Here is a 20991-nt window from a genome sequence, read left to right on the forward strand (position 1 = left end):
CATGAGCGGAAGGTGTGGAACGGGGCGGAAGTGGCTTGGTGGGCGCGGCGGTTCAGTCCGCGCGGCGGCGGTGGCGGGCCACCGCCCACAGCGCGGCCCCGGCCGCCAGCAGCGCGGCGGCCCAGCCGACCAGCGGCAGCGCCGAGGTGCCGGTGCTCGCCAGGTTGCCGCCGGTGGAGCCGCCGGTGGCGAGGCCGCCGTCGGAGCCGTCGGAGTCGCCGAACGTGCTGCCGCCGTCCGAGAGGTCGCCCGAGGTGGACGCCGGGCCCGGCTCGTTGGGGTCGCCGCCCGGGGGCAGGTCGCCGTCCGCGTCGCCGCCGGCGCCGCCGTCCGCGCCCGTGTCGGCACCGCCGGAGTCGCCGCCGGAGTCGCCGCCGGAGTCACCGCCCGAGGGGCCGCCGGCGTCCGCGCCGCCGTCCGAGCCCTCGGCCGCACCCTGGGTGCCGCCGCCGGAGCCGTCGTCGGGGGCGCAGTCGATCACGCCGGGCGCCGGGGAGGTGCCGGCGCCGTCGATCTCGCCCAGCGGCACCTCGGCGAGCGCCGGTATGACCTGGGCGGTGGCGCGCAGCGCCATGCCGTCGATGACCGGGTCCATGTAGCCGACGCCGCCCCGGTCCTCGGCGGGCGCGGCGCAGCCGGCCTGGAGGGTGCGCAGCCAGGCCAGGCCGTCGGCCGCCGCCTGGTCGCGACCGCCGGCGAGCAGGGCCTGCACGGCCAGCGCGGTGGAGTTGGAGTTGGGCGCGCTGCTGGTGTTGTAGCCGAAGCCGCCGTTCTCCTGCTGCTGGCCCTCCAGCCAGTCCAGCGCGGGCTCCGCCTCGGCGCCCTGGCCGGCGTCCACCAGGGCCTGCACGGCCATGCCGGTGGAGTCGGTGTCGGCGGTGCAGCGGTCCGGGGCGCGGCTCAGCGACAGCGGGAAGCCGCCGGTCTCGCAGCGGGTCGAGGCCAGGAAGTCGACGGCCAGGTCGGGGAGTTCGCCGCTGCGGCGCAGCGCGAGCACCGCGAGGGACTGGCTGAACTGGTTGGACATGTCACCGGTGGGCGCCGCGTCGGTGAAGCGGCCGTCCTCGTTCATCCGTGCCAGCAGCATCCCGGTCAGGTCCAGGCCGCCGAAGTCGCCCGGGTCGCGGTGCTGGATGGAGGCGACCAGCGCCAGCTTCGCGGTGCCGCCCGCGTTGACCGCGTCGGCGCCGCCGCGCCGGGCGTAGGCGCTGGCGTGGGCGGCGAGCCAGTCGGTGGCGCGGTCGGCCGCGTCGCCGGCGGTGCCGCTCGCGGCGAAGCCCATCACCAGGTCGGCGGTCAGCCCGTGGTCCTCCGAGGCGTGGGTGCCGTCGGTGAGCTGCTCCACCGACCAGGCGGCCGCGGCCTCGGCGGGGGTGTCCAGCTCGGGCGGCGCGTCGGCCACGGCGGCGACGGGCGCCAGCAGCGAGCCGGCCAGCACGGCACCGGAGGCGAGCGCCGCCGCGCGGTGCCACGGTCTCCCGCGCCGGCTCCCGGTGTCCTGGTCAACGACGGTGTGGGTCATCGGTGTTCACTTTCCTTCTGCGGGGATGCGGTACTCGGTGCCTGGTCGGGGACCGCCCGGCGGGCGGTCTTCGGGGTGCGCGCGGGGGCTGGCCCCCGGGCGGCCTCCGGCGGGGTGAACGAGACGGGCGCGTCGAACGCGGCGCGCCGCGCGGCCCGGCGCAGCGTCACCAGGACCGCCGGGCCCAGCACAGCGATCGCCGCCGCGTTGGTCAGCGCCCGGCCGGTGTCCCAGCCGAGGCTGGAGGTGGCGAGCGTGTAGAGGGCGAAGGTGCGGAGGTTGGTCAGCGGACCGGCCTCGGGGTCCATCGACAGCTGGGTGCCGTCGTCCACGGCGAACGGCCAGAACCACAGGTTCATGAAGAAGCCGAAGGCATAGGCGCTGACCACCCCGTAGCCGGCGAGCAGCACGATCTCGGCACGGCCGGTCACCCGGCGGGGCAGCAGCCCGGCGCCCAGGCCGACCCAGCCGGCGGCCATCATCTGGAACGGCAGCCAGGGGCCGACGCCGGCGGTCAGCAGCGCGGAGGCGAAGAGCGAGACGGTGCCCAGGGCGAAGCCGAAGCCGGGCCCGAAGACCCTCCCGGCGAGCACCAGCAGGAAGAAGACCGTCTCGATGCCGGCCGTGCCGGCGCCCAGCGGACGCAGCGCCGCGTTGACCGCCGCCAACACCCCCAGCAGCGCCAGGGTCTTGGGGTCGATGCCGCCCTCGGAGATCTCCGCCAGCACCACGGCGAGGATCACCGGCAGCAGCAGCACGAAGAGCAGCGGCGCCTGGTCGGCGTGGGCCACCGGCTGCGGGTCGGGCGGCACCAGCAGCGGCCAGCAGAACATGGCGAGCCCGATCAGGCTGGCCAGTCCCAGTACCAGTGCGGCGCGCGGGCCGACCCGCAACGCCGTGGCGTGGCCCGGGAGTTCGAGGTGACTCACGACACCACCCCCGTACCGTTCAACGCCCCTCGTACCTGATCGACCGTCAGCCATGGCTCGGGCCGCAGCACCTTGGCGACCTGGGGTGCGAACGAGGGGGAGGAGCAGACCACTTCGGCCGTCGGGCCGTCCGCCACCAGGTCGCCTTCGGCCAGCACCACCACCCGGTCCGCGGTGGCGGCGACGAACTCCACGTCGTGGGTGGCGATCATCACCGTCCGGTCTCCGTCCGCGGTCAGTTCGCGCACCAGGGCGCCGAACGCCCGCTTGGCGTCGTAGTCCAGCCCCCTGGTCGGCTCGTCCAACAGCAACACCCTCGGCTGGCAGGTGAGTTGGATCGCGAGAACCAGGGCGAGCCGCTGCCCCTCGGAGAGGTCGCGCGGGTGGGCCGCGTCCTCGACTCCGGGCGCCATCCGCTCCAGCAGGGCGCGGCAACGGCCCGGCGCGGCGGACGACTCGGCGTCCGCCTGCGCGCACTCGGCCGCGACCGTCTGGAGATAGAGCAGGTCGGCGGCGCTCTGCGGGACGAGACCGACCAACTCCCTGGCCTCGGCGGGCTCCCGCTCGCCCGGGTCCTCGCCCGCGACGCTCAGCGTGCCCGCGCGGCGCGGGCCCGAGCCCTGGAGCGCCCACAGCAGCGAGGACTTGCCGGCGCCGTTCCGCCCCATCAGCGCCGTCACCTCGCCTCCGAAGAGGTCCAGGTCCACCTCGCGTACCGCGACCTTGCGGCCGTAGGCGACGCTGACGCCCCTCGCCGCCAGCGCCGCCGGCGCGGCGGGCCGCGCGGCGGGCGGGGGCGGCGGACGCTCGGCGAGCCGGCGGCGCAGAGCGGGCGCGTGCCGCCGCGCGTCCCGCACCGAGAGCGGCGGCGGGCTCCACCCGGCGACCCGGCCCAACTCCACGACGGGCGGCGCGACTTCCATCTCCGGCAGCAGCTCCCGTGGGGCGCCGTCGCGGACCGTGCCGTCGCCCGGCAGATACAGCAGCCGGTCGGCGTACTGGAGCACCCGCTCCATCCGGTGCTCGGCGATCACCACCGTGGTGCCCAGGTCGTGCACCAGCCGCAGCACGGCGGCCAGCACCTCCTCGGCGGCCGTGGGGTCCAGCGCGGAGGTCGGCTCGTCCAGCACCAGCACCTGCGGATGGGTGGTGAACACCGAGCCGATCGCGACCCGCTGCTGCTGACCTCCGGAGAGCGTCCGCAGCGCGCGGTGCCGCAGCTCGGCGATGCCCAGCAGGTCCAAAGTCTCCTCGACCCGCTTGCGCATCACCTCGGGCGGCACGGCCAACTGCTCCATCGCGTAGGCGAGTTCCTCCTCGACCGTGTCGGTGACAAAGCCGGCGAGCGGGTCCTGGCCCACCACGCCGACGAGCGAGGCGAACTCCTGCGGCGGGCGTTCCTCCGTCGACTGGCCGGCCACGGTGACCCGCCCCGCCAGCCGGCCGCCGGTGAACCGGGGCACCAGCCCGTTGACCGCGCCCAGCAGCGTGGACTTGCCCACGCCGGTGCGCCCGGCGACCAGACACAGCTCGCCCTCGGGCAGGTGCAGCCGCACGTCGCGCAGGGCGGGGCGGGTGGCGTCCGGGTAGTGGAAGGTGACCTCGTCGAAGTCGATCACGCCGGCACCTCCGAGCTGGGCGGGGGCGGGGTGAGATAGCCGGGCAGCAGCCCCAGCAGGATCGCCGCCAGCGGCAGCGCCGAGACCTCGGGCCAGCTCAGCGGCGTCAACGACGGGTAGATGTCGGTGGGATCGATCTCGGTCGCCAGATGCATCACCAGCGCGGCGGCCAACCCGCTGCCCACGGTGAGGAGTTCGGCGCCACGCCAGCGGTCGGGCCGGTAGCCGGTGCGCCGCACCCGCCGCCCGCCGGCCGCCAGGCCGGCCACCGCGACGGCCAGCCCGCCCAGCAGCAGCGGCAGCCCCAGGGCCGCCGGCGCCGAGCCGTCCAGCAGCCCGTAGAGCCCCGCGCACACCCCCAGCAGCCCGCCGATCACCAGCGTCCCGACCAGCGCGCGCCGCCCGCCGGCCACCGCGCCGGTCCGCCCGTAGCCGCGCGAGGACATCGCGGCGGCCAGCGCCAGTGAACGGCTCAACGCGTCCTCCAGCACCGGGATCAGGATGCCGCGCACCGCGCGCCGCCCCTTGCCGACGCCGCCGCGCAGCCGCCGCGCGCGGCGCACCCGGCCGACGCTCTCGACCAGTTGGGGCGCCACGCTCAGCGCCACCACCACGGAGGTGCCGATCTCGTGCAGCGCGCCCGGCAGCGTCTTCAGCAGCCGCTTCGGGTTGGCCAGCGCGTTGGCCGCGCCCACGCATATCACCATGGCCGCCAGCCGCAGTCCGTCATACGCCCCACCGAGCACCTCCTCGGCCGCCACCGGGCCCAGCAGCCGGATGCCGGCGGCCACGTCGGGCAGCGGGATCTCCGGCAGGGTCACCAGCACCGTCTCGCCGCCCCCGCCGCCGAAGACGATGCGGAAGAGGACCCGCACCACCACGATCACCGCGCCGAAGACCAGATACATCCGGAACGACAGCGCCCACGGCGCGTCCCCCCTGCGGCGCGCCACCACCAGCCCGGCGACCGCGATCAGGCAGGCCAGCAGCAGCGGGTTGGTGGTGCGGCTGGCGACCACGGCCAGACAGAGCGCCCACAGCCACCAGGCGCCCGGGTGCAGCGCCCGGGGCAGCGGCCCGGTGCCGCGCCGGACGCCCGGCACGGTCGCCGTCACCGTTCATCGGCCGGTCGCTCGTCGTCCGGGGCGCTTGCCCCGGCGACGGCGGTGGCGCGGCGGCGCCGCCACGCGGTCAGGCCGCCGGCGCCCAGCAGCGCCACCAGCAGGCCCAGGGTGGCGACGGTGCCGGCGGAGGGGCCGCCGGAGTCGTCGCGCGCGGCCGACTCCTCCTCGAACTCCTCGTCGGCGCCGCTCCATTCGGCGTCCTCGGTCGGCATCGGCGCCGCCTCGGCGTCCCGCCCGTCGTCGGTGTCCTCGTCCGGCTCCTCGGCCGGCTCCTCCTCGCCCTCCGCGTCGTGCTCCTCTTCCTCCGCCGCGTCCTGGCCGTCGGGGGTCCCGCTGTCGCCCTCTTCCCCCGCCGTGGCGGCGCCGGGGCCGTCCGGCCGGTCGCCGGGGTCCGCGCCCGAGCCGGAGGCGCCGCTGTCGCCGCCCGCGCCCCCCGGGCCACCGGGGGCCGAACCGCCCTGGTCGGAACCGGAGTTCGCGTCGCCGCCCGCACCGCCGTCGCCGCCGCCGGGGCTCCCGCCCTGGCCGCCGGAGTCGCCCGAGCCCCCGCCGTCCGAGGGCCGCTGCGCGGCCAGCCCCGGGGCAGGGGCCGTGCCCTCCTCCTGGTTCAACGAGAACGACCAGCCGTCGAAGCTGCCCTCCGGCGGGGTGCGGTAGGTCGCGCCGCGCTGGCTGTAGGTCCAGTTCTCGCCGTTGCCCGCGTGCCAGTACGACCAGTAGGCGGTCGACGGCGGGGTGTCCACGCACGGCTCGCTGTCCACGCCGGGGCGGCCGTTGATCCGGCAGATGAACGCGTCGCCCCAGCGGTTGGTCCCGGCCACCGTGAAGCCCGCGTTGCGCAGCGCCGCCAGCCCGTCCGCCTGCGGTCCGTGCGCGCAGCGCACCACCCGGCCGCCGCCCAGCTCGCGGAAGTCGACGACCACGGTCACCCCCGAGGCGTCCGGGCAGAAACCGGGGGAGCCGGCGGCCGGCCTGGCCAGCCCGGGGGAGGCGGCGGAGGCGGGGGAGAGCGGGGCCAACAGGGCGGCCAGCAGCGCCAGCAGCGCACCGAGCGCGGCCGCGCCGACCGGGCGGCGTGCCATCGAGGGACCTGACCTTTCCCAGGCCCGAGGCACGAAGCCCCGTCGCACGCCCGGACATGAGAAACCCCGGCGCACGCGCGACGCGAGCGGCGGGGGTCGGCCAGCCGGGGGCTGTGGACTCCACGCTGCGAACCATGACAGTGAGAAGTGAGAACCACGCGGCGGCCGGGCGATCCGACTCACGACGCCCCCCGGGGACGCCGCACACGGTTGCAGGTCAGTGCCGGAATCTCACCGGACTTCCCCCGGACCAGACGCGTTCGATTGTCCATCCGTCGTCGACGGAATCTCCATAAGAGTAGAGAAGAAGCGTTCATCTGACCAGTCTGGGAACGCCCGTCCGGCCGCCCCCGGAGAACCGCACGGCGGGCCGCGCACGCGGAGCGGCGTCCCCGCCCGCCGGTCGGCCGGGCGGGAAACCGCTTGCCGCGCGGAGCGGGTGGGCGCTGGGATGGCGGGATGGATGACACGAGCCTCGCCACGCTGCGCGCACGCTACGACCGGGTGCTGCGCCGCGACGCCGGCCCCGACGAGCCGGGCGCCCGGGTGGAACGCGTCGGCGCCGTGGTGCGCCAGACCAGTGGCCGCGGCGGCTGGAGCGGGGTGGTGTGGTCCCGGTTCGGCTCGGCGGCCGAGGCGGACGCGGCCATCGCCGCACAGCTGGACCACTTCGGCGCGTGCGGGCTGCCCTTCGAGTGGAAGCTCCACGAACACGACCAACCCGCCGACCTCGGTGCCCGGTTGACCGCCGCCGGCTTTCTCGCTGAGGAGTCGGAGACCGTGATGGTCGCCGAGGTGGCGGCGCTGGACCGGAAGCCCGTCTGGCCCGAGGGCCTCACCGTGCGGGAGATCACCGACCCGGCGGAGCTGGCCGGCGTGCTCGACGTGCATCGCCGGGTCTTCGGCGGCGACCAGGAGCCGCTGCGCCGCCGGCTGACCGCCCAGCTCACCGAGGCGCAGGACACGGTCCGGCTGTCGCTGGTGTGCGCGGGCGAACTCCCGGTCTGCGCGGCCCGGTTGGAGCTGGACCCGGGGTCCGGCTTCGCCGGCCTCTGGGGCGGCGGGACCCTCCCCGAGTGGCGCGGCAGGGGCGTCTACCGGGCCCTGGTGGCCCATCGCGCGGCGCGGGCCGAGCGGGCTGGCGCCCGCTGGCTGCACGTCGACGCCTCCGCCGAGAGCCGCCCCATCCTGGAACGCCTCGGCTTCCGCCCACTGGCCGTCACCACCCCGTACCTGAGTCCTCGTTGAGAGGACGGCCTGGCGCGGCCGGAGCCGAGGCGGTACCGTCCGAACGGACGCGTCCTCACCCGCCCCGCGCCAACGACCGGGGCCTCACGGGGGGTTGAAAGGTGCGTGCCCGATGACGTACGGGCTCGTCTCCGCGACAGCGGTCCTTCTCTACGGCGGCACGGTCTCCCTGCTCGCCCTCACCGCCACCTTCGCCCGGCGCGCCACCCTGCGCAGGGACGCCCGCGCCTCCCTCGCCGTCCTCGTGCGCGCGGGACGGCCGGAGGGGGCGTCCGAGGGGGCGGAGGCGGACGGTCCGTAGCGGGGGCGTGCGGCGAGCGTGTGCCCCGGCCGGGGACCGGGGCCCCGCGTTCAGAAGGCGGCGGCGGTCCCGAAGAGCGCGGGGTGCGCGGCGGCGCGGTCGGGCAGGGGCGGGAAGCCCCGCCGGCGCGCGTCGTCGTCCGCCGCGCGCCAGGAGTCGACGTCGTCCCAGTGCGCCACCAACACCAGCGGGAAGCGGGCGTCCGGGGCCACCGCGCGATGCAGCCGGCCGTCACGGAAGCCGGGCGCCCGGGTCAACGGCTCCGCGTGGTCGCGCCAGAGCGGCAGAAAGGCGTCGACCCGTTCCCCCGGCAGCTCGAAGGCGTTGACGAAGGTGACCTCCGGCCCCGCGCCGGAGCCGTCGCCCGGCGCGGTGAACTCGGCCGCCACGTCGTACCACCCGCCGTACACGGTGGCATAGCCGCTCGTGGTGGCCGCCGAAGCGGTGAAGGCGGGGTGCGCCAGGGCCTCGTCCCTGGCCTCGACGCTGTCCCAGTGCGCCACGTTGACCAGGCCGAACGGGGACTCCGGGGAGAGGCGGCGGTGCAGTCGCGCGTCGCGGAACCCGGGAGCGGTGCGGATGAGCCCGACGCGCTCGCGCCAGCGTGCCACGGACTCGTCGATCCGTTCCTCGGGCAGTTCCCACACGTCGATGAGGGTGCTTCCGTTGTCAGTCACCGCGCCATCCTGAAACCTCAACCGCGCGTGAAGTCAAGCCGGTTCCGGCCGCGCCGCCGACCCGCGCCCGGACACCCCCGACGGGCGCGCTACCCCCCGCCCCGCGTCCGCGCGGCCAGCGCCAACGTGCGGCGCGCGCCCGCGACGACCGCCGCGTCGACGAAGCGGCCGTCGGGGAGGGCGAGCGCGCCGGCGTCCGTCGCGGCCGCCGCCGTGATCTCGTCGGCCGCCGCGACCTCCTCGGCGGTGGGGGCGAACGCCTCCTCGATCACGGGGAGTTGACGCGGATGGATGGCAGCCCTTCCGAAGAGGCCGAGGGCGCGGCCCCGCGCGCAGGAGGCCGCGAGGCCCGCCAGGTCGCGCACGTCCGGGTAGACGGACTGGGCCGGCGGTTCGAGGCCGGCGGCCCGCGCCGCGACCACCGCGCGGCCCCTGGCCCAGGCCAGCCCCGCCTCGTCGGCCACGCCCAGCTCCGCCCGCAGGTCGGCCTCGCCGAGGGCCAGCCCGGCGACCGCCGGATGCCCCTCGGCGATGGCGAAGGCCCGCTCAAGCCCCACCGCGCTCTCCAACAGCGGCCAGAGCTCCGGCACCGCGTCGCCGGCCCACCCGGCGACCGCCGCCAGCTCCTGGGGCGAACGGGTCTTGGGCAGCCGCAGCCCGGCCAGCCCCGGGAGCCCCGCGAGCCGTTCGACCTCGCGCCTGGCCAACGGCCCGTCCAGCGCGTTGATCCGCACCTGCACCGGTACCGGCTGGCGCTCCGTCAGCAGCTCGGCGGCGGCGTCCAGGGCGCGCCCCTTGCGCTCGGGGGCGACCGCGTCCTCCAGGTCGACGATCACCACGTCCGCGCCGGAACGCAGCGCCTTCGCCACCACCTCGGGGCGGTCGCCCGGCGCGTAGAGCCAGGTCAGTGCCACGGCGGGCGGGGTCGCACGGCTCTCGGCGGCGTTCACAGCGTGCCCTCCGCGCGCAGCCGGGCGATCTCCTCGGCGGGAACGCCCAGTTCGTCGAGGACCGCGTCGGTGTCGGCGCCGTGCGGCCGGCCGGCCCAGCGGATCGCGCCGGGCGTCTCGGAGAGCCGGAAGAGGACGTTCTGCATCCGCACCGTGCCCAGCTCCTCGTCCTCGACCTCGGCGATCGTGCCCAGCGCCCGGTACTGCGGATCGGTGAAGACGTCCCGCACGTCGTGGATCGGGGCGATCGCCGCCTGGGCCTCCTCGAAGGCCGCGATGACCGCGTCCCGTTCGTGGCGGGCGATCCAGGAGCCGACCGCCGCGTCCAGCTCGTCGGCGTGCGCGGCGCGGCCGGAGCCGGTGGCGAACCACTCCTCCTCGATCAGCTCCGGCCGGCCGACCAGCCGCATCACCCGCTCGGCGATCGACTGGGCCGAGGTGGAGACCGCCACCCAGTGCCCGTCGGCCGTCCGGTAGGTGTTGCGCGGCGCGTTGTTGGTCGAACGGTTGCCCGTGCGGGGCTGGACGTAGCCGAGCTGGTCGTACCAGAGCGGCTGCGGGCCGAGCACGGTCAGCAGCGGCTCGATGATCGCCATGTCCACGACCTGGCCGTGCCCGGTGGCCGCCCGGCCGGCCAGCGCCGTCATCACCGCGTACGCCGTGGTCAGCGCCGCGATCGAGTCGGCCAGCCCGAACGGCGGCAACGTCGGCGGCCCGTCCGGCTCCCCGGTGATGGCGGCGAAGCCGCTCATCGCCTCGGCCAGCGTGCCGAACCCGGGCCGGCGCGCGTACGGCCCGAACTGGCCGAAGCCGGTGACCCGGGCCAGCACCAACCGCGGGTTGACCGCGTGCAGTTCGTCCGGGCCCAGGCCCCAGCGCTCCAGGGTGCCGGGCCGGAAGTTCTCGATCACCACGTCCGCGTCGGCCGCGAGCCGCAGCAGCAGCGCGCGGCCCTCGGGCGTGGAGAGGTCGAGGGTGACGTTGCGCTTGTTGCGGCCCAGCAGCTTCCACCACAGGCCGACGCCGTCCTTGTCCGGGCCGTGGCCCCGGGACGGGTCGGGCCTGCGCGGGTGCTCGACCTTGATCACCTCGGCGCCGAAGTCGCCCAGCAGGGTGGCGGCCAGCGGGCCGGCGAAGAGGGTGGCCAGGTCCAGCACCCGCAGCCCGGCCAGCGGGCCCGGTCGCCCGGTCCCGGGCGCGGCGTCGGTGGCGGGGGCGGCGTCGGTGGCGGGGGCGTGCGGCGGGTCGGTCACGGGCTGGTGCGCGGGAGCGTTCACGAGGCGGTCCAGGTGGTCGGCGCGGTGCTGTGCAGGAGATCGATCTCGGCGCGCCCCGGCATCGAGGCCGAGGCGCCGGGACGGCTGACGGAGAGCGCGGCGGCGGCCGAGGCCCAGGACATGGCCCCGGGCATGGGCCGGCCCTCGCCGGCGGCCACCGCCAGCGCGCCCACGAAGGTGTCGCCGGCCGCCGTGCTGTCCACCGCCCGCACCCGCACCGCCGGCACGCTGACCGGCTCGGAGACGCGGGAGGCGTACAGGCTGCCGGCCGCGCCCAGGGTGATCACCACCTCGGGCACGAGATCCAACAGCGCGCGGGCGGCGGCCAACGGCTCCGAGGTGCCGGTCAGCGCGGCCGCCTCGTGCTCGTTGGGCACCAACAGGTCGACGAGCGAGAGCAGTTCGTCGGGCAGCGGACGGACGGGCGCCGGCGTGAGCACCGTGCGCACCCCGTGCGCGCGGGCGGCGCGCGCCCCGGCGAGCACGGCCTCGGACGGCAGCTCCAACTGCATCAGCAGCGCGTCGGCCGCCGCGATCCTGGCCTCGTCGCCGGCCGCCAGGCCGGTCACGGTGCCGTTGGCGCCCGGTACCACGACGATCGCGTTGCCGCCCTCGTCGTCGACCACGATGTGGGCGACGCCGCTGGCGCCCGGCACCGTGCGCAGCCCCTCGACGTCCACGCCCGCCTCCGCGAGCGCGGCGCGCAGCCGGGGCGCGAACGCGTCGTCCCCGACCGCGCCGATCATGGTGACGGCGCCCCCGGCACGGGCGGCGGCGATCGCCTGGTTGGCGCCCTTGCCACCGGGCAGGGTGCGGAACTCCCTGCCGGAGACCGTCTCCCCGCGGCGCGGGGCGACGGCCGTGTAGGCGACCAGGTCCATGTTGGTGGAGCCGAGGACCGCGACGGTGGTGGCACGGTGTTCGGTCATGATGCCTCCCGGGACGTGGCGTTCTCCGCCGCTTCGGACGCCGTGGCGACCTCGCGGGTCAGGGCGGCGAGCCGGTCGAAGCCGACGCCGTCGAAGTCGGCGACCGAGCTGGCCAGCCGGTTGCGCAGCGGCGCCGTCCAGCGGGTCGGCAGCGCCTCGGGGGAGCCGGCCAGCGCGCCGGCGATCGAGCCGGCGGTCGCCCCGTTGGAGTCGGTGTCCAGGCCGGCGGCCACCGCACGGCAGATGGAGCCGCCGAAGTCGCCGTCGGCGTGGGTGAGCGCGGCGGCCAGCAGAGCCGCGTTGGGCAGCGCGTGCACCCAGTGGTGGTCGGCGAAGTGTGCGTGCAACGTGTCCACCGCCGCGTCGAACTCCCCGTGCGCGCGGGCCGCCTCGACGCCCAGCCGGACGGCGCGCGCGTAACGGGACTCGGGCGGCACCACGTCCAGCCCGGCCGCCAGACAGGCGTGCGCGTCGGCGGTCCCGGTCATGGCGACCGCGACGGCGGCCGCCACGAACATCGCGCCGTAGACCCCGTTGGCCGTGTGGGTCAACACGGCGTCCCGGTGGGCGAGTTCGGCCGCCCGGCCGGGGTCGCCCGGGTGGGTCCAGCCGAAGACGTCCGCCCGGATCTGGGCGCCGATCCACTCCCGGAACGGGTTGCGGTGGGTCGCCGTCGCCGGCGGCTCGACGCCGGCCAGCAGATTGCGGTAGGCGACCCGCTCGGCGGTGAAGGTCCGTCCGGCCGGCAGCTCGTCCAGCCAGAGCGAGGCCACGTCGGACGTCGTGAAGCCGGTGCCGTACCGGCGCAGCAACAGCAGGTTCAACAGGGGGTAGTTGAGGTCGTCGTCCTCCGGCGCCCCGTCGATGTTCTCGGCCAGCGAGGTGGGGGCCGAGCGACGGTTCCACGGGTGGGCGGCCAGCAGCGAGGCCGGCACGCCACGGGCGGTGAACCAGTCGCGCAACGGCCAGTTGCCCGTCGCCCGCCCCAACTCCCTGATGGCCGCCAGCGGCAGCTTCTCCACCGGCTTGCCCAGCACACACCCGGCGGCCCGTCCCAGCCACGCCGCGTGCAGGCGCTCCGTCGCCGGAGGCGTCGAACGCGCCGGCGGCGACGGCCAGTTACGGCAGGCGGCGCGGATCGCCGCCAGCCCGGTCGGCTCCCGCTCCGCCCAGGGCGAGGGCAGGGCCGCCAGCTCGTCCAGCAGCTCGCCGGCCAGCGCGCGCAGCGCCGGCGGCGCGGGCCGCGGCGAGGCGCCGGCCCGCTCCGGCGCGCGATGCCCCCCGGCCGCAAGCCAGCGCCGTTCCACCGCACCGCTGTCGCGTCCGTCCTGGGCCGCCTGCGCCAACTCGTGCCCGACCAGATCCTCCGGCTGCACCCAGGTCAGCCGCAGCGCCGGTCCCCCTGGCGCGCCGGCCATCAGGCCGCCTCGATCGCGCGGAAGAACTCCTCGTGCGCCCGGCGGCGCTCCAGGTCCCGCGCGAACACCTCGCGCGCCACCTCCGCCAGCGCGACCGCCGGGGCGTGCAGGTCCAGCCGGCTGGCCCGGCCCACCTCCGCGCTCCACTCCTTGGGCACCGCGCGCTCCCCGCGCAGCGCCCCCACGATCGCGCCCCCCATGGTCGCGATCGAGTCGCAGTCCCGGCCGTAGTTGACCGCGCCCAGCACCGTCCGCCGGAAGTCGCCGCCGCCGACCAGCACCATGCCCAGCGCGACCGGCAGCTCCTCGATGGCGTGCAGCCGCGAGGGACGCCGCGCGCCCAGCGAGGGCTTGCGGTACTCGGGGCCCACCGTGTCGAACGGGGCGACCGCCGCGCGCAGCGGCGCCAGCGCCTCCTCCCAGTCGTCGAAGCCGGACGCCACCTCGCAGACCGCCTCGATCGCCGCCCGCGTACCGTCCTTGGCCAGCGCCAGCGCCGCCTCCACCACCGACCCGGGCGTGGCGCCCGGCCGGCAGGCGGCGGCGACGGCGGCGGCGAAGACCCCCGCGGCCTCCCGCCCGTAGCTCGACTGGTGCGCCCCGGCGACATCCAGCGCCTCGGCGTAGGCGGCGGCCGGGTTGGTCGCGTTGACCACGCCGACCGGCGCCATGTACATCGCCGCGCCGCAGTTGACGATGTTCCCCACGCCGGCCTCGCGCGGGTCCACGTGGCCGTAGTGCAGCCGCGCCACGATCCACTTCTCCGCCAGGAAGATGCGCTGCAACGGCAGCGCCTCCGCCTCCAGCTCGGGAATCCACCGGGGCGTGCCCATCAGGTCGGGCACCAGGTGGTCGGCCACGGCGTAGGCGTCCAGATGGTCGCGCACCCGCTCGTAGACCCGCACCAGCGCGTGGGTCATCAGGGTGTCGTCGGTGACGTGTCCGTCGCCCTTGTGGTACGGGGCGATCGGCCGGGCGGTGCGCCAGTCGTCCCGGTGGAACGGCTCGACGATGCCCCGGACGCGACCGCCGTGCCGCTCGACGATCGCCTCCGGCGTCCAGCCCTCGACGGGCCCGCCCAGGGCGTCGCCCACGGCGGCGCCCACCAGCACCCCCGTCGTGCGCTCGGCCAGGGACGGGAGCGGGGTGACCGGCTCGTACGGGTTCATGCGCGGAGTCCTTCCGATGGTGAGGCGTCGTGCTCGTCGTGCTCGTGGTCGACCGGGCGCCGATCGCCGGTCGGGGTGTCGGGATCCGGCGCCAGACAGGGCGCGCTCTCCAGGAGGGCGGCCAGCTCCACCAGGTCGGTGCCGGCCAGCCGCGGCAGCGCGCACCCGGCCAGCGAACGGCAGGCGTCCCGCCAACTGGCCGGCAGCGCCTCCGCGCCGCCCACCACCCCGGTCAGCGCGCCCGCCAACGCCGGCGCCGAGTCGGCGACCCGGGAGAGGCAGGCCGCGCTCGGCACCGCCTCGGTGACCGCCCCGGCCGCCGCCGTGGCCACCGCGAGGGCCACCGGAACGGTCTCGGCCGCCGCGATGCCGTAGCTGTAGACGTGGTCGACGATCTCGTGCTCCAGGACCGGGACCAGCGCGAACGCGTTCCCCGGCAGCCCGGGTCTGGCGGCGGCGGCCGACTGCCCCAGCTCCACGGCGCGCAGCGCGTTCCGCCGGATCTCGGTCTCCTCGGGCAGTTGCGCCAGTGCCGCGGCCACGCAGCTCTCCATCCCGCCGCCGCCCAGCGCCACCGCGACCGCGGCGGCCACCGCCCGCGCGCCGTGCACCCCGTCGCCGTCCTGGGTGTACCGGGCGTCGAACTCGGCCAGGTCGGCCGCCGCCTCCGGCCGGCCGGGATGGACCACGGCCAGCACGGCGGCGCGCACGCAGGCAGCGTCGTCGAAGTAGTGCGGGTTGTCGTGGCCGGTCGCCGGCGGGCGCAGCCCGGCCGCCAGGTTCCCCAGCCCGGCGCGGACCGAGATCCGCGCCCGCAGCGGGATGTGCGCCGCCTCGATCTCGTCGGCCTGCTCGGCCGCCGCCGCCACCTCGTCGGCCAGCGCGTTCCACGCCAACGCCAGCGCGGAGCGCACCCGTTGGTCAGCCGACAGGTCGCTGCCGCCGGCGCCCGTCGCGGACAGCACCGCCTGGGCGGTGAACGCCGCCCACTCCGCGTCGTCCGAGGGGCCGAGACGCAGCGGGTCCGGCGGCTGGTTCAGCGCGATCGGCACCGGCAGCGTCGTCGTCGCGTTCTGCTCGGCGAACGTGTCCAGCTCCCTCGTCAGCCTGCGGGTCCAGTCCGGCAGCCGGGTCGCGCGGTGCCGCCCGGACGGCCAGCCGGCCGCGTCGCCGGCCGCGATGCCGAGCAGCAGCCCCTCGATCCTGCGCGGCGTCCCCGCCGCGGCGCGCGCGCTCACGCGACGGCCCCCGCGTCGCCACCGGAAGGCGGCGTCAACCGCTCGGCCACATCCAGCACATGGCGCCCCGCCATCGACGGCAGGCAACTGCCGCGCACCGGCCCGATCGCCCCCGCCCACTCGGCGGGGATCGCGGACTCGCCGCCCAGCGCGCCGGCCAGCGCACCGGCCACCGCCGCCGTGGTGTCGGCGTCCCGGCCCATGTTGACCGCCGTGATCACCGCCTCGCGGAAGTCGCCGCGCGCCGCCGCGAACGCGCCGAACGCCAGCCCCACCGCCTCGGGCGCCAGATCCGTCCACGGGTAGCCGCCGATCACCGTCGCCGAACGCACCGCGCGCTCCACCGACAGCTGCGTGGCCAGCGGGTCACGCCGCGCCCGCCGCGCCGCCGACACCGCCCGGTGCAGCGAACGCGCCGTCCACGAGTCCTCGGGCACCACCGAAAGCGCGGCCTGCACCACCACGTCGGGCCCGTGCCCCACCATCGCCGCGGCGACGCCGGCCGCCACCGCGCGCCCGCCGTAGATCCCCTCGCCGTCGTGCGAGACGGTGCCGTCGATCGCCACCAGCCGGGCCGCCTCGCCCGGCCGCCCGGCGGCGAAGACCCCGAACGGCGCCGCCCGCATCGCCAGCCCGTCGCTCCACGCGTGCCGGTGCTGCGCCGAGATCGGCGCGGCCAGGCCCCGGCGCAGGTTCTCCAGCGTGCCGCGCTCGCTGAACCCGGCGCCCCGGAACGAACCCTCGTCCCGGTCGGCGATCCACACGTGCCAGGCCGACTCGACATGGGCCACGGTCAGGCCCGAGCCGTGCTCGGCCAGCAGCAGCCCGGAGAAGATGGCGTACTCGGTGTCGTCGGTGCCGGCCGGCTCCTCGCGGACGAAGCCGTCGATGCGGCCCCAGCGCTCCCTGATCTGCGAGGGGGTCAGGTTCTCCGCCGGCGCGCCCAACGCGTCCCCCACCGCCAGGCCCAGCATCGCCCCCCTGGCCCGGTCCCTCGGGCCCTCGGGGGAGTGCGGCCCGGGAGGGGGTACGGCCTTGAGCCTGCGCGGCCCGTCCTGGTGCCCGGCGGCCTCCGCCGCCGGGTTCGGCTCGGAAACGGGGTCGAGGCTGACGCTCATGTGTGTCGTGCTCATTTCTTCGGTCGTGCGGGTGCCGCCCGGCGAGGGGCCCGGCCGCCTGCGACGCCTGACGGGGTCAGGGTCAGCGCTGGTAGCGGTCGAGGATTCGTTGGCCGTCGCCGGTGAGCTTCCCGCGGAGCTTGTCCAGATCGATGGCCCCGCTGTAGTACTCCTGGAGCGCGGGGGTGGCGATCTTGTCCTTCCACTCGGGATAGCCGCGCACCCCGAGCACCGGGGAGGGACGCAGCTCGTCGGCTATTCGGGTCCCGGTGCGCCAGCCGTACTCCTCGGTGGCCAACGCCGGGTCGGCCAGGGCCCGTTCGCTGGTCGGCAGCATCCAGTCGCCCAGCGCCAGGTCCACCTGGTGCGCGGGCTCGGTGACGAACGAGACGAAGTCGGCCGCCGCCTGCTGGTGGTCGCTCTCCTCCGCGACCGAGAGGGTCTGCGGCGCCACGCCCTGCGCCAGCCCGTGCTCCTCGCCGCCGCTCGGCATCGGCAGCACCGTCCAGTCGAAACCGTCGGGGGCCTGCTGCGCGACCTGCTGCCGGAAGGAGAAGTTCAGCGGGAGCATGGCGTACCGGCCGTCGTAGAACCCCGGCAGCGTGTCGGAGCCCGACATGCCCAGGCTGCTGGCGGCCGCCGTGCCGTCCTCGTGCACCTGCCGGTTGATCAGCGCGGCGACGGAGGAGTCCGCCGCGTCGTAGCGGACCACGTTCTTGCCGTCCTCGCGGGTGAACACCTCGCCCCCGGTGGAGAGCGCCAGGTTCACCGTCTGGGTCACCGGCTCCTTCATCGACCAGGCGACGCCGTAGGTCTCGGCCTCGCCGTCGCCGTCGGAGTCGCGGGTCATCGCGGCGCTGGCCGCCTCGAACTCCTCCCAGCTCCACGGGTCCTCGGGCGTCGGCACCCGGGCGCCCGACTCCTCCAGCAGCGCGCTGTTGACCACCAGCACCCGCGGCTCCTGGAGGAACGGCACCCCGTAGATCCCGCCGTCGTACTCGGTCGTCGACCAGGCGGCCTCGGGCACGTCGGCGCGCAGCTCCTCGGGGAGCAGTCCGGTCAGGTCGGCGAGATAGCCGCCGTTCGCGAAGTCGGTCAGGTCCGAGGCGTCGTTGTGGATGATGTCCGGCGCCTCGCCGCCCTCGAACGAGGTCAGCAGATGGTCGTGGATGTTGTCCCAGGAGCCCTGCACATACCGGACGTGGACGTCGGGGTTGGCCGCGTTCCACTCCTCGACCAGCGCCTTGTTCGCCTCGACCGACTCGGCCTGCCAGGCGAGGCTGAGGAAGTCGAGCGTGATCCGCCCGTCGTCCCCGCCCCCGCCGCCCGAGCAGCCGACGGCGCCCAGCAGCGTCAGTGCCAGCGCGGCGCCCAGCGCCCTGGCCCGGCCGGCGGCACTCACGCCTTCACCGCCCCGGCCAGCATCCCGCTGACCAGCCGGCGCTGGAGCAGCGCGAAGAACAGCAGGCTGGGCAGCGTCGCCAGCAGCGCGGCGGCGGCCAGCGGGCCCAGGTCGGCGACGCCCTCGGCGCCGATGAAGTGGGTCAGGATCACGGACATCGTCTGCTTCTCCGGAGACTTGAGCAGGACCAGGGCGAAGAAGAACTCGTTCCACGCGGTGACGAAGGAGAACATCAACGTCGCGACCAGCCCCGGCGTCAGCAGCGGCAGGACGACGTGCGTCAGGGTGCGCAGCCGGCTCGCGCCGTCCATCGCCGCCGCCTCCTCCAGCGAGAGCGGCACCGCCTGCACGTAGCCGCGCAGCATCCACAGCGAGAACGGCAGGTTCCACACCACGTAGACCACGACGAGGCCGGGCAGCGAGTTGATCAGGTGCAGGTTCCGCAGCACCAGGAAGAGCGGGATGATCACCAGCACGAACGGGAACATCTGGCTGACCAGCACCCACACCGTGCCGGCCTGGCTGATCCGGGAGCGGTAGCGCACCATCACATAGGCGGCCGGCACCGCGATGGCCACCGCGATCACCGCCGAACTGGTCGCGACCAGCGCGCTGTTGAGCGCGGACCGCAGCAGCGGCTGGGCGTCGAACGCGGCCCGGAAGTTCTCCAGGGTGGGGTGCTCGGGTATCCATGTCGGGTCGATGGAGCCCAGCTCCTGCGGCGACTTCAGCGCCGTGGACAGCAGCCAGACCAGGGGGAAGCCCAGGAAGACCAGGTAGCAGACCAGCGCCAGGTACTGCCCGGCGCGCCCGGCGCCGCGGGCCAGCCGGCGCCTGGTCGGCGGCCGGGAGACGTGGGGGGTGGTGGTCATCGGGCGTCCTCCTTGAGCCTGCGGCGCAGGAACAGCACCAGCAGCACCGCGATCAGGGCGACCATCGCCAGTCCCATCGCCGCCGCGTAGCCGTACTGCCCGTACTTGAACGCCTCCTCGTAGGCGAAGAGCATCGGCAGCCGCGTCCGGCCGCCGGGACCGCCCTGGGTCAGCACGTAGACCAGACCGAACGAGTTGAAGTTCCAGATGAAGTTGAGCGCGGTGATGGCGAGCACCACCGGCCGGATCGCCGGCCAGGTGACGGTGGTGAACCGCCGCCAGGCGCCGGCCCCGTCCAGCGCGGCGGCCTCCCGCAGCTCGGTCGGCACGTTCTGCAGGCCGGCCAGCAGCACGACGGTGGTCTGCGGCATCCCCGCCCAGACGCCGACCGCGATCACCGAGGGCAGCGCCAGCGACAGGCTGGTCAGCCAGTCCACGTTCGAGTCGATGATCCCCAACTGGCCGAGCGTCTGGTTGAGGATGCCCGCGTCCTGGTGGTAGACCAGCCGCCACATGATGCCGACCACCACCTCGGGCATCGCCCACGGGACCAGCGCCAGCGTCCGCGCCAGCCAGCGCAGCCTGAGGTTCTGGTTGAGCAGCAGCGCCAGCCCGAGGGCCAGCAGGAACTGGAGCGAGGTCACGCACAGCGCCCAGACCAGCCCGATCCGGAAGGAGTCCCAGAAGAGCGTGTCGTGCCGCAGGTCGGTGAAGTTCAACAGGCCGACGAACTGGGTCGGCTCGGTCCGTCCCGCCTGCGCGTCGGTGAAGGCGAGGGAGACCGCGTAGAGCAGCGGGCCCACGCTCAGCACCAGGATGGGTATCAGGGCGGGCAGCAGCAGGAACCAGGCGCCCCGGTCCAGGCCCAGGGCGCGCTTGCGCTGCGCCGGGGTCCTGGGGGGCGGGGTGCCCCGGTTTCCCTGCCCCGGGACGGCCTTGGCCCGGGAGGGCAGCAGAGTCATGCGAACCTCATCGCTTCGGTGGCGCCCGCCGGCGCGGTGGACGCGCGTACGACGAGACGGGGACGGGCGGTGCTGGTGCGGGTCGGGACGCCGCGCGTCCCGCTCGCGGTGGCGCGGGGCGCCGGCTCGCCGGGCGCCCCGGGCGCGCCCGGGGCGTCGGAGGCGGACCCGGCCTCGGGCGCGGGGGGTGGGTCGGGCGGCGTGCCGCCGTGGCCTTCGAGCCGGTCGAGCAGCAACTCGGCGGCGCGCCGGCCGCGTTCCGAGGAGCCGAGATCCACGCTGGTCAGCGGCGGCCAGCCGAGCTTGGCCAGCTCGCTGTCGTCCATCCCCGCCACCGCGAGGTCCTCCGGTATCCGCAGGCCCCGGCCCAGCAACGCGTGCGAGGCGCCGAGCGCCAACTGGTCGTTGGCGCAGAACACCGCGTCGGGCCGCGCCGGCAGCAGCCGCTCCATGGCGCGCGCGCCGGCGTCCACCCCGAAGTCGGTGTGGGCCACCAGCTCCGGGTCGTGCGGCAGGCCGCACTCGGCGAGCGCGGAGCGGTAGCCGCGCTCCCGGTTGTGCCCCGGCACGGTGTCGGAGGGGCCGTTGACGAAGGCGATCCTGCGGCGTCCGACGGCGTGCAGATGGCGCACGGCCAGGGCCGCGCCGGCGACCGAGTCGGCGCGCACGCTGTCCACCGGGACCCCGGGCGGCAGCGAGCCGATCACGACCACGGGACGGGCGGCCTCGACGAGCGCGTCGATGTGCGCCTCGGTGATCCGGATGGGCACCAGGATCAACCCGTCGCTGGTGCGGTCCCGCAGGCTGCGCAGCACCGCCAGCTCGTCCTCGGCGACGGCGTCCGTGGAGTGCAGCAGCAGGCGGTAGCCGGCCGCCTTGGCCACGCCCTGGATGGCGCGGACCATCGCCACGTAGACCGGGTTGCCGATGTCGGGCATCGCGAAGGTCAGTTGGCGGGTGCGGCCCCCCTTGAGGGAACGCGCCACCGCGTTGGGGACGTAGCCCAGCTCGGCGGCCGCCCGGCGCACGCGCTCGGTCGTGTCCCGGCGTGCGCCCTGCCCGTTGAGCACCCGGGAGACGGAGGCGATGGAGACGCCGGCGCGCTCGGCTATGGACACGATCGTCGGCTGACCGCCGTTCGGCATGTCCCGCCC

Annotated in this window: 19 protein-coding genes; 2 read left to right on the forward strand and 17 right to left on the reverse strand. The window is 75.9% G+C overall.

Features of this window, described 5'->3' with window-relative positions; all coding sequences use genetic code 11:
- Positions 1-52: 52 nt before the first annotated feature.
- Genes CRP51_RS15500 through CRP51_RS15520 form a run of 5 tightly spaced genes read right to left on the reverse strand, consistent with a single transcriptional unit; the run spans position 53 to position 6276 of the window.
- Positions 53-1522 (reverse strand): prenyltransferase/squalene oxidase repeat-containing protein, encoded by a 1470-nt coding sequence (locus tag CRP51_RS15500; RefSeq protein WP_097231791.1) that lies wholly within the window; start codon positions 1520-1522, stop codon positions 53-55.
- Positions 1519-2451, reverse strand: coding sequence for an ECF transporter S component (locus tag CRP51_RS15505; RefSeq protein WP_245880602.1), 933 nt, complete (start codon positions 2449-2451; stop codon positions 1519-1521). Before CRP51_RS15505 ends, CRP51_RS15500 begins: the two co-directional genes overlap by 4 nt.
- The gene (locus CRP51_RS15510) at positions 2448-4070 is read right to left on the reverse strand and encodes an ABC transporter ATP-binding protein (protein WP_097231793.1); all 1623 of its coding nucleotides are present in this window, start codon (positions 4068-4070) and stop codon (positions 2448-2450) included. The genes CRP51_RS15505 and CRP51_RS15510 overlap by 4 nt, the downstream gene beginning before the upstream one ends.
- Complete coding sequence (locus tag CRP51_RS15515; protein WP_097231794.1) at positions 4067-5185, reverse strand: CbiQ family ECF transporter T component; 1119 nt, start codon at positions 5183-5185, stop codon at positions 4067-4069. The genes CRP51_RS15510 and CRP51_RS15515 overlap by 4 nt, the downstream gene beginning before the upstream one ends.
- Entirely contained in the window at positions 5182-6276 is a 1095-nt protein-coding gene (locus CRP51_RS15520) for an SCO2322-related protein (protein ID WP_170970569.1), read from the reverse strand. Before CRP51_RS15520 ends, CRP51_RS15515 begins: the two co-directional genes overlap by 4 nt.
- A gap of 459 nt (positions 6277-6735) precedes the next feature.
- Here CRP51_RS15520 and CRP51_RS15525 point away from each other — a divergent pair, with 459 nt between their 5' ends.
- Positions 6736-7524 (forward strand): GNAT family N-acetyltransferase, encoded by a 789-nt coding sequence (locus tag CRP51_RS15525; protein ID WP_097231795.1) that lies wholly within the window; start codon positions 6736-6738, stop codon positions 7522-7524.
- A 112-nt stretch (positions 7525-7636) separates the two neighbouring features.
- On the forward strand, positions 7637-7825 hold the full coding sequence (locus CRP51_RS15530; protein WP_097231796.1) for a hypothetical protein: 189 nt from the start codon (positions 7637-7639) through the stop codon (positions 7823-7825).
- Positions 7826-7875: 50 nt separating this feature from the next.
- Here CRP51_RS15530 and CRP51_RS15535 read toward each other — a convergent pair whose 3' ends face one another.
- The 12 genes from CRP51_RS15535 to CRP51_RS15585 all read right to left on the reverse strand — a co-directional run bounded on the left by CRP51_RS15535 (position 7876) and on the right by CRP51_RS15585 (position 20982).
- Entirely contained in the window at positions 7876-8502 is a 627-nt protein-coding gene (locus CRP51_RS15535; RefSeq protein WP_097231797.1) for an antibiotic biosynthesis monooxygenase family protein, read from the reverse strand.
- A gap of 89 nt (positions 8503-8591) precedes the next feature.
- A complete protein-coding gene (locus CRP51_RS15540; protein WP_097231798.1) occupies positions 8592-9452 on the reverse strand; it encodes an HpcH/HpaI aldolase/citrate lyase family protein in 861 nt (286 codons plus the stop codon).
- Complete coding sequence (locus CRP51_RS15545) at positions 9449-10705, reverse strand: CaiB/BaiF CoA transferase family protein (RefSeq protein WP_097231917.1); 1257 nt, start codon at positions 10703-10705, stop codon at positions 9449-9451. Before CRP51_RS15545 ends, CRP51_RS15540 begins: the two co-directional genes overlap by 4 nt.
- A gap of 20 nt (positions 10706-10725) precedes the next feature.
- Positions 10726-11658, reverse strand: coding sequence for a ribokinase (locus CRP51_RS15550; protein ID WP_097231799.1), 933 nt, complete (start codon positions 11656-11658; stop codon positions 10726-10728).
- Complete coding sequence (locus CRP51_RS15555) at positions 11655-13076, reverse strand: ADP-ribosylglycohydrolase family protein (RefSeq protein WP_097231800.1); 1422 nt, start codon at positions 13074-13076, stop codon at positions 11655-11657. Before CRP51_RS15555 ends, CRP51_RS15550 begins: the two co-directional genes overlap by 4 nt.
- On the reverse strand, positions 13076-14245 hold the full coding sequence (locus tag CRP51_RS15560) for an ADP-ribosylglycohydrolase family protein (RefSeq protein WP_097231801.1): 1170 nt from the start codon (positions 14243-14245) through the stop codon (positions 13076-13078). Before CRP51_RS15560 ends, CRP51_RS15555 begins: the two co-directional genes overlap by 1 nt.
- Entirely contained in the window at positions 14242-15483 is a 1242-nt protein-coding gene (locus CRP51_RS15565; protein WP_245880603.1) for an ADP-ribosylglycohydrolase family protein, read from the reverse strand. Before CRP51_RS15565 ends, CRP51_RS15560 begins: the two co-directional genes overlap by 4 nt.
- Positions 15480-16616: an ADP-ribosylglycohydrolase family protein gene (locus CRP51_RS15570; RefSeq protein ID WP_439333171.1), complete on the reverse strand. Its 1137-nt coding sequence runs from the start codon at positions 16614-16616 to the stop codon at positions 15480-15482. Before CRP51_RS15570 ends, CRP51_RS15565 begins: the two co-directional genes overlap by 4 nt.
- Before the next feature lie 67 nt (positions 16617-16683).
- On the reverse strand, positions 16684-18003 hold the full coding sequence (locus tag CRP51_RS29575; protein ID WP_439333172.1) for an ABC transporter substrate-binding protein: 1320 nt from the start codon (positions 18001-18003) through the stop codon (positions 16684-16686).
- Entirely contained in the window at positions 18000-18875 is an 876-nt protein-coding gene (locus CRP51_RS29580) for a carbohydrate ABC transporter permease (RefSeq protein ID WP_245880604.1), read from the reverse strand. Before CRP51_RS29580 ends, CRP51_RS29575 begins: the two co-directional genes overlap by 4 nt.
- A complete protein-coding gene (locus tag CRP51_RS15580; RefSeq protein WP_097231804.1) occupies positions 18872-19837 on the reverse strand; it encodes a carbohydrate ABC transporter permease in 966 nt (321 codons plus the stop codon). The genes CRP51_RS29580 and CRP51_RS15580 overlap by 4 nt, the downstream gene beginning before the upstream one ends.
- Complete coding sequence (locus tag CRP51_RS15585; RefSeq protein WP_245880605.1) at positions 19834-20982, reverse strand: LacI family DNA-binding transcriptional regulator; 1149 nt, start codon at positions 20980-20982, stop codon at positions 19834-19836. The genes CRP51_RS15580 and CRP51_RS15585 overlap by 4 nt, the downstream gene beginning before the upstream one ends.
- Positions 20983-20991: the final 9 nt, after the last annotated feature.

The sequence above is a fragment of the Streptomyces zhaozhouensis genome (assembly GCF_900230195.1).
GTDB lineage: Bacteria > Actinomycetota > Actinomycetes > Streptomycetales > Streptomycetaceae > Streptomyces > Streptomyces zhaozhouensis.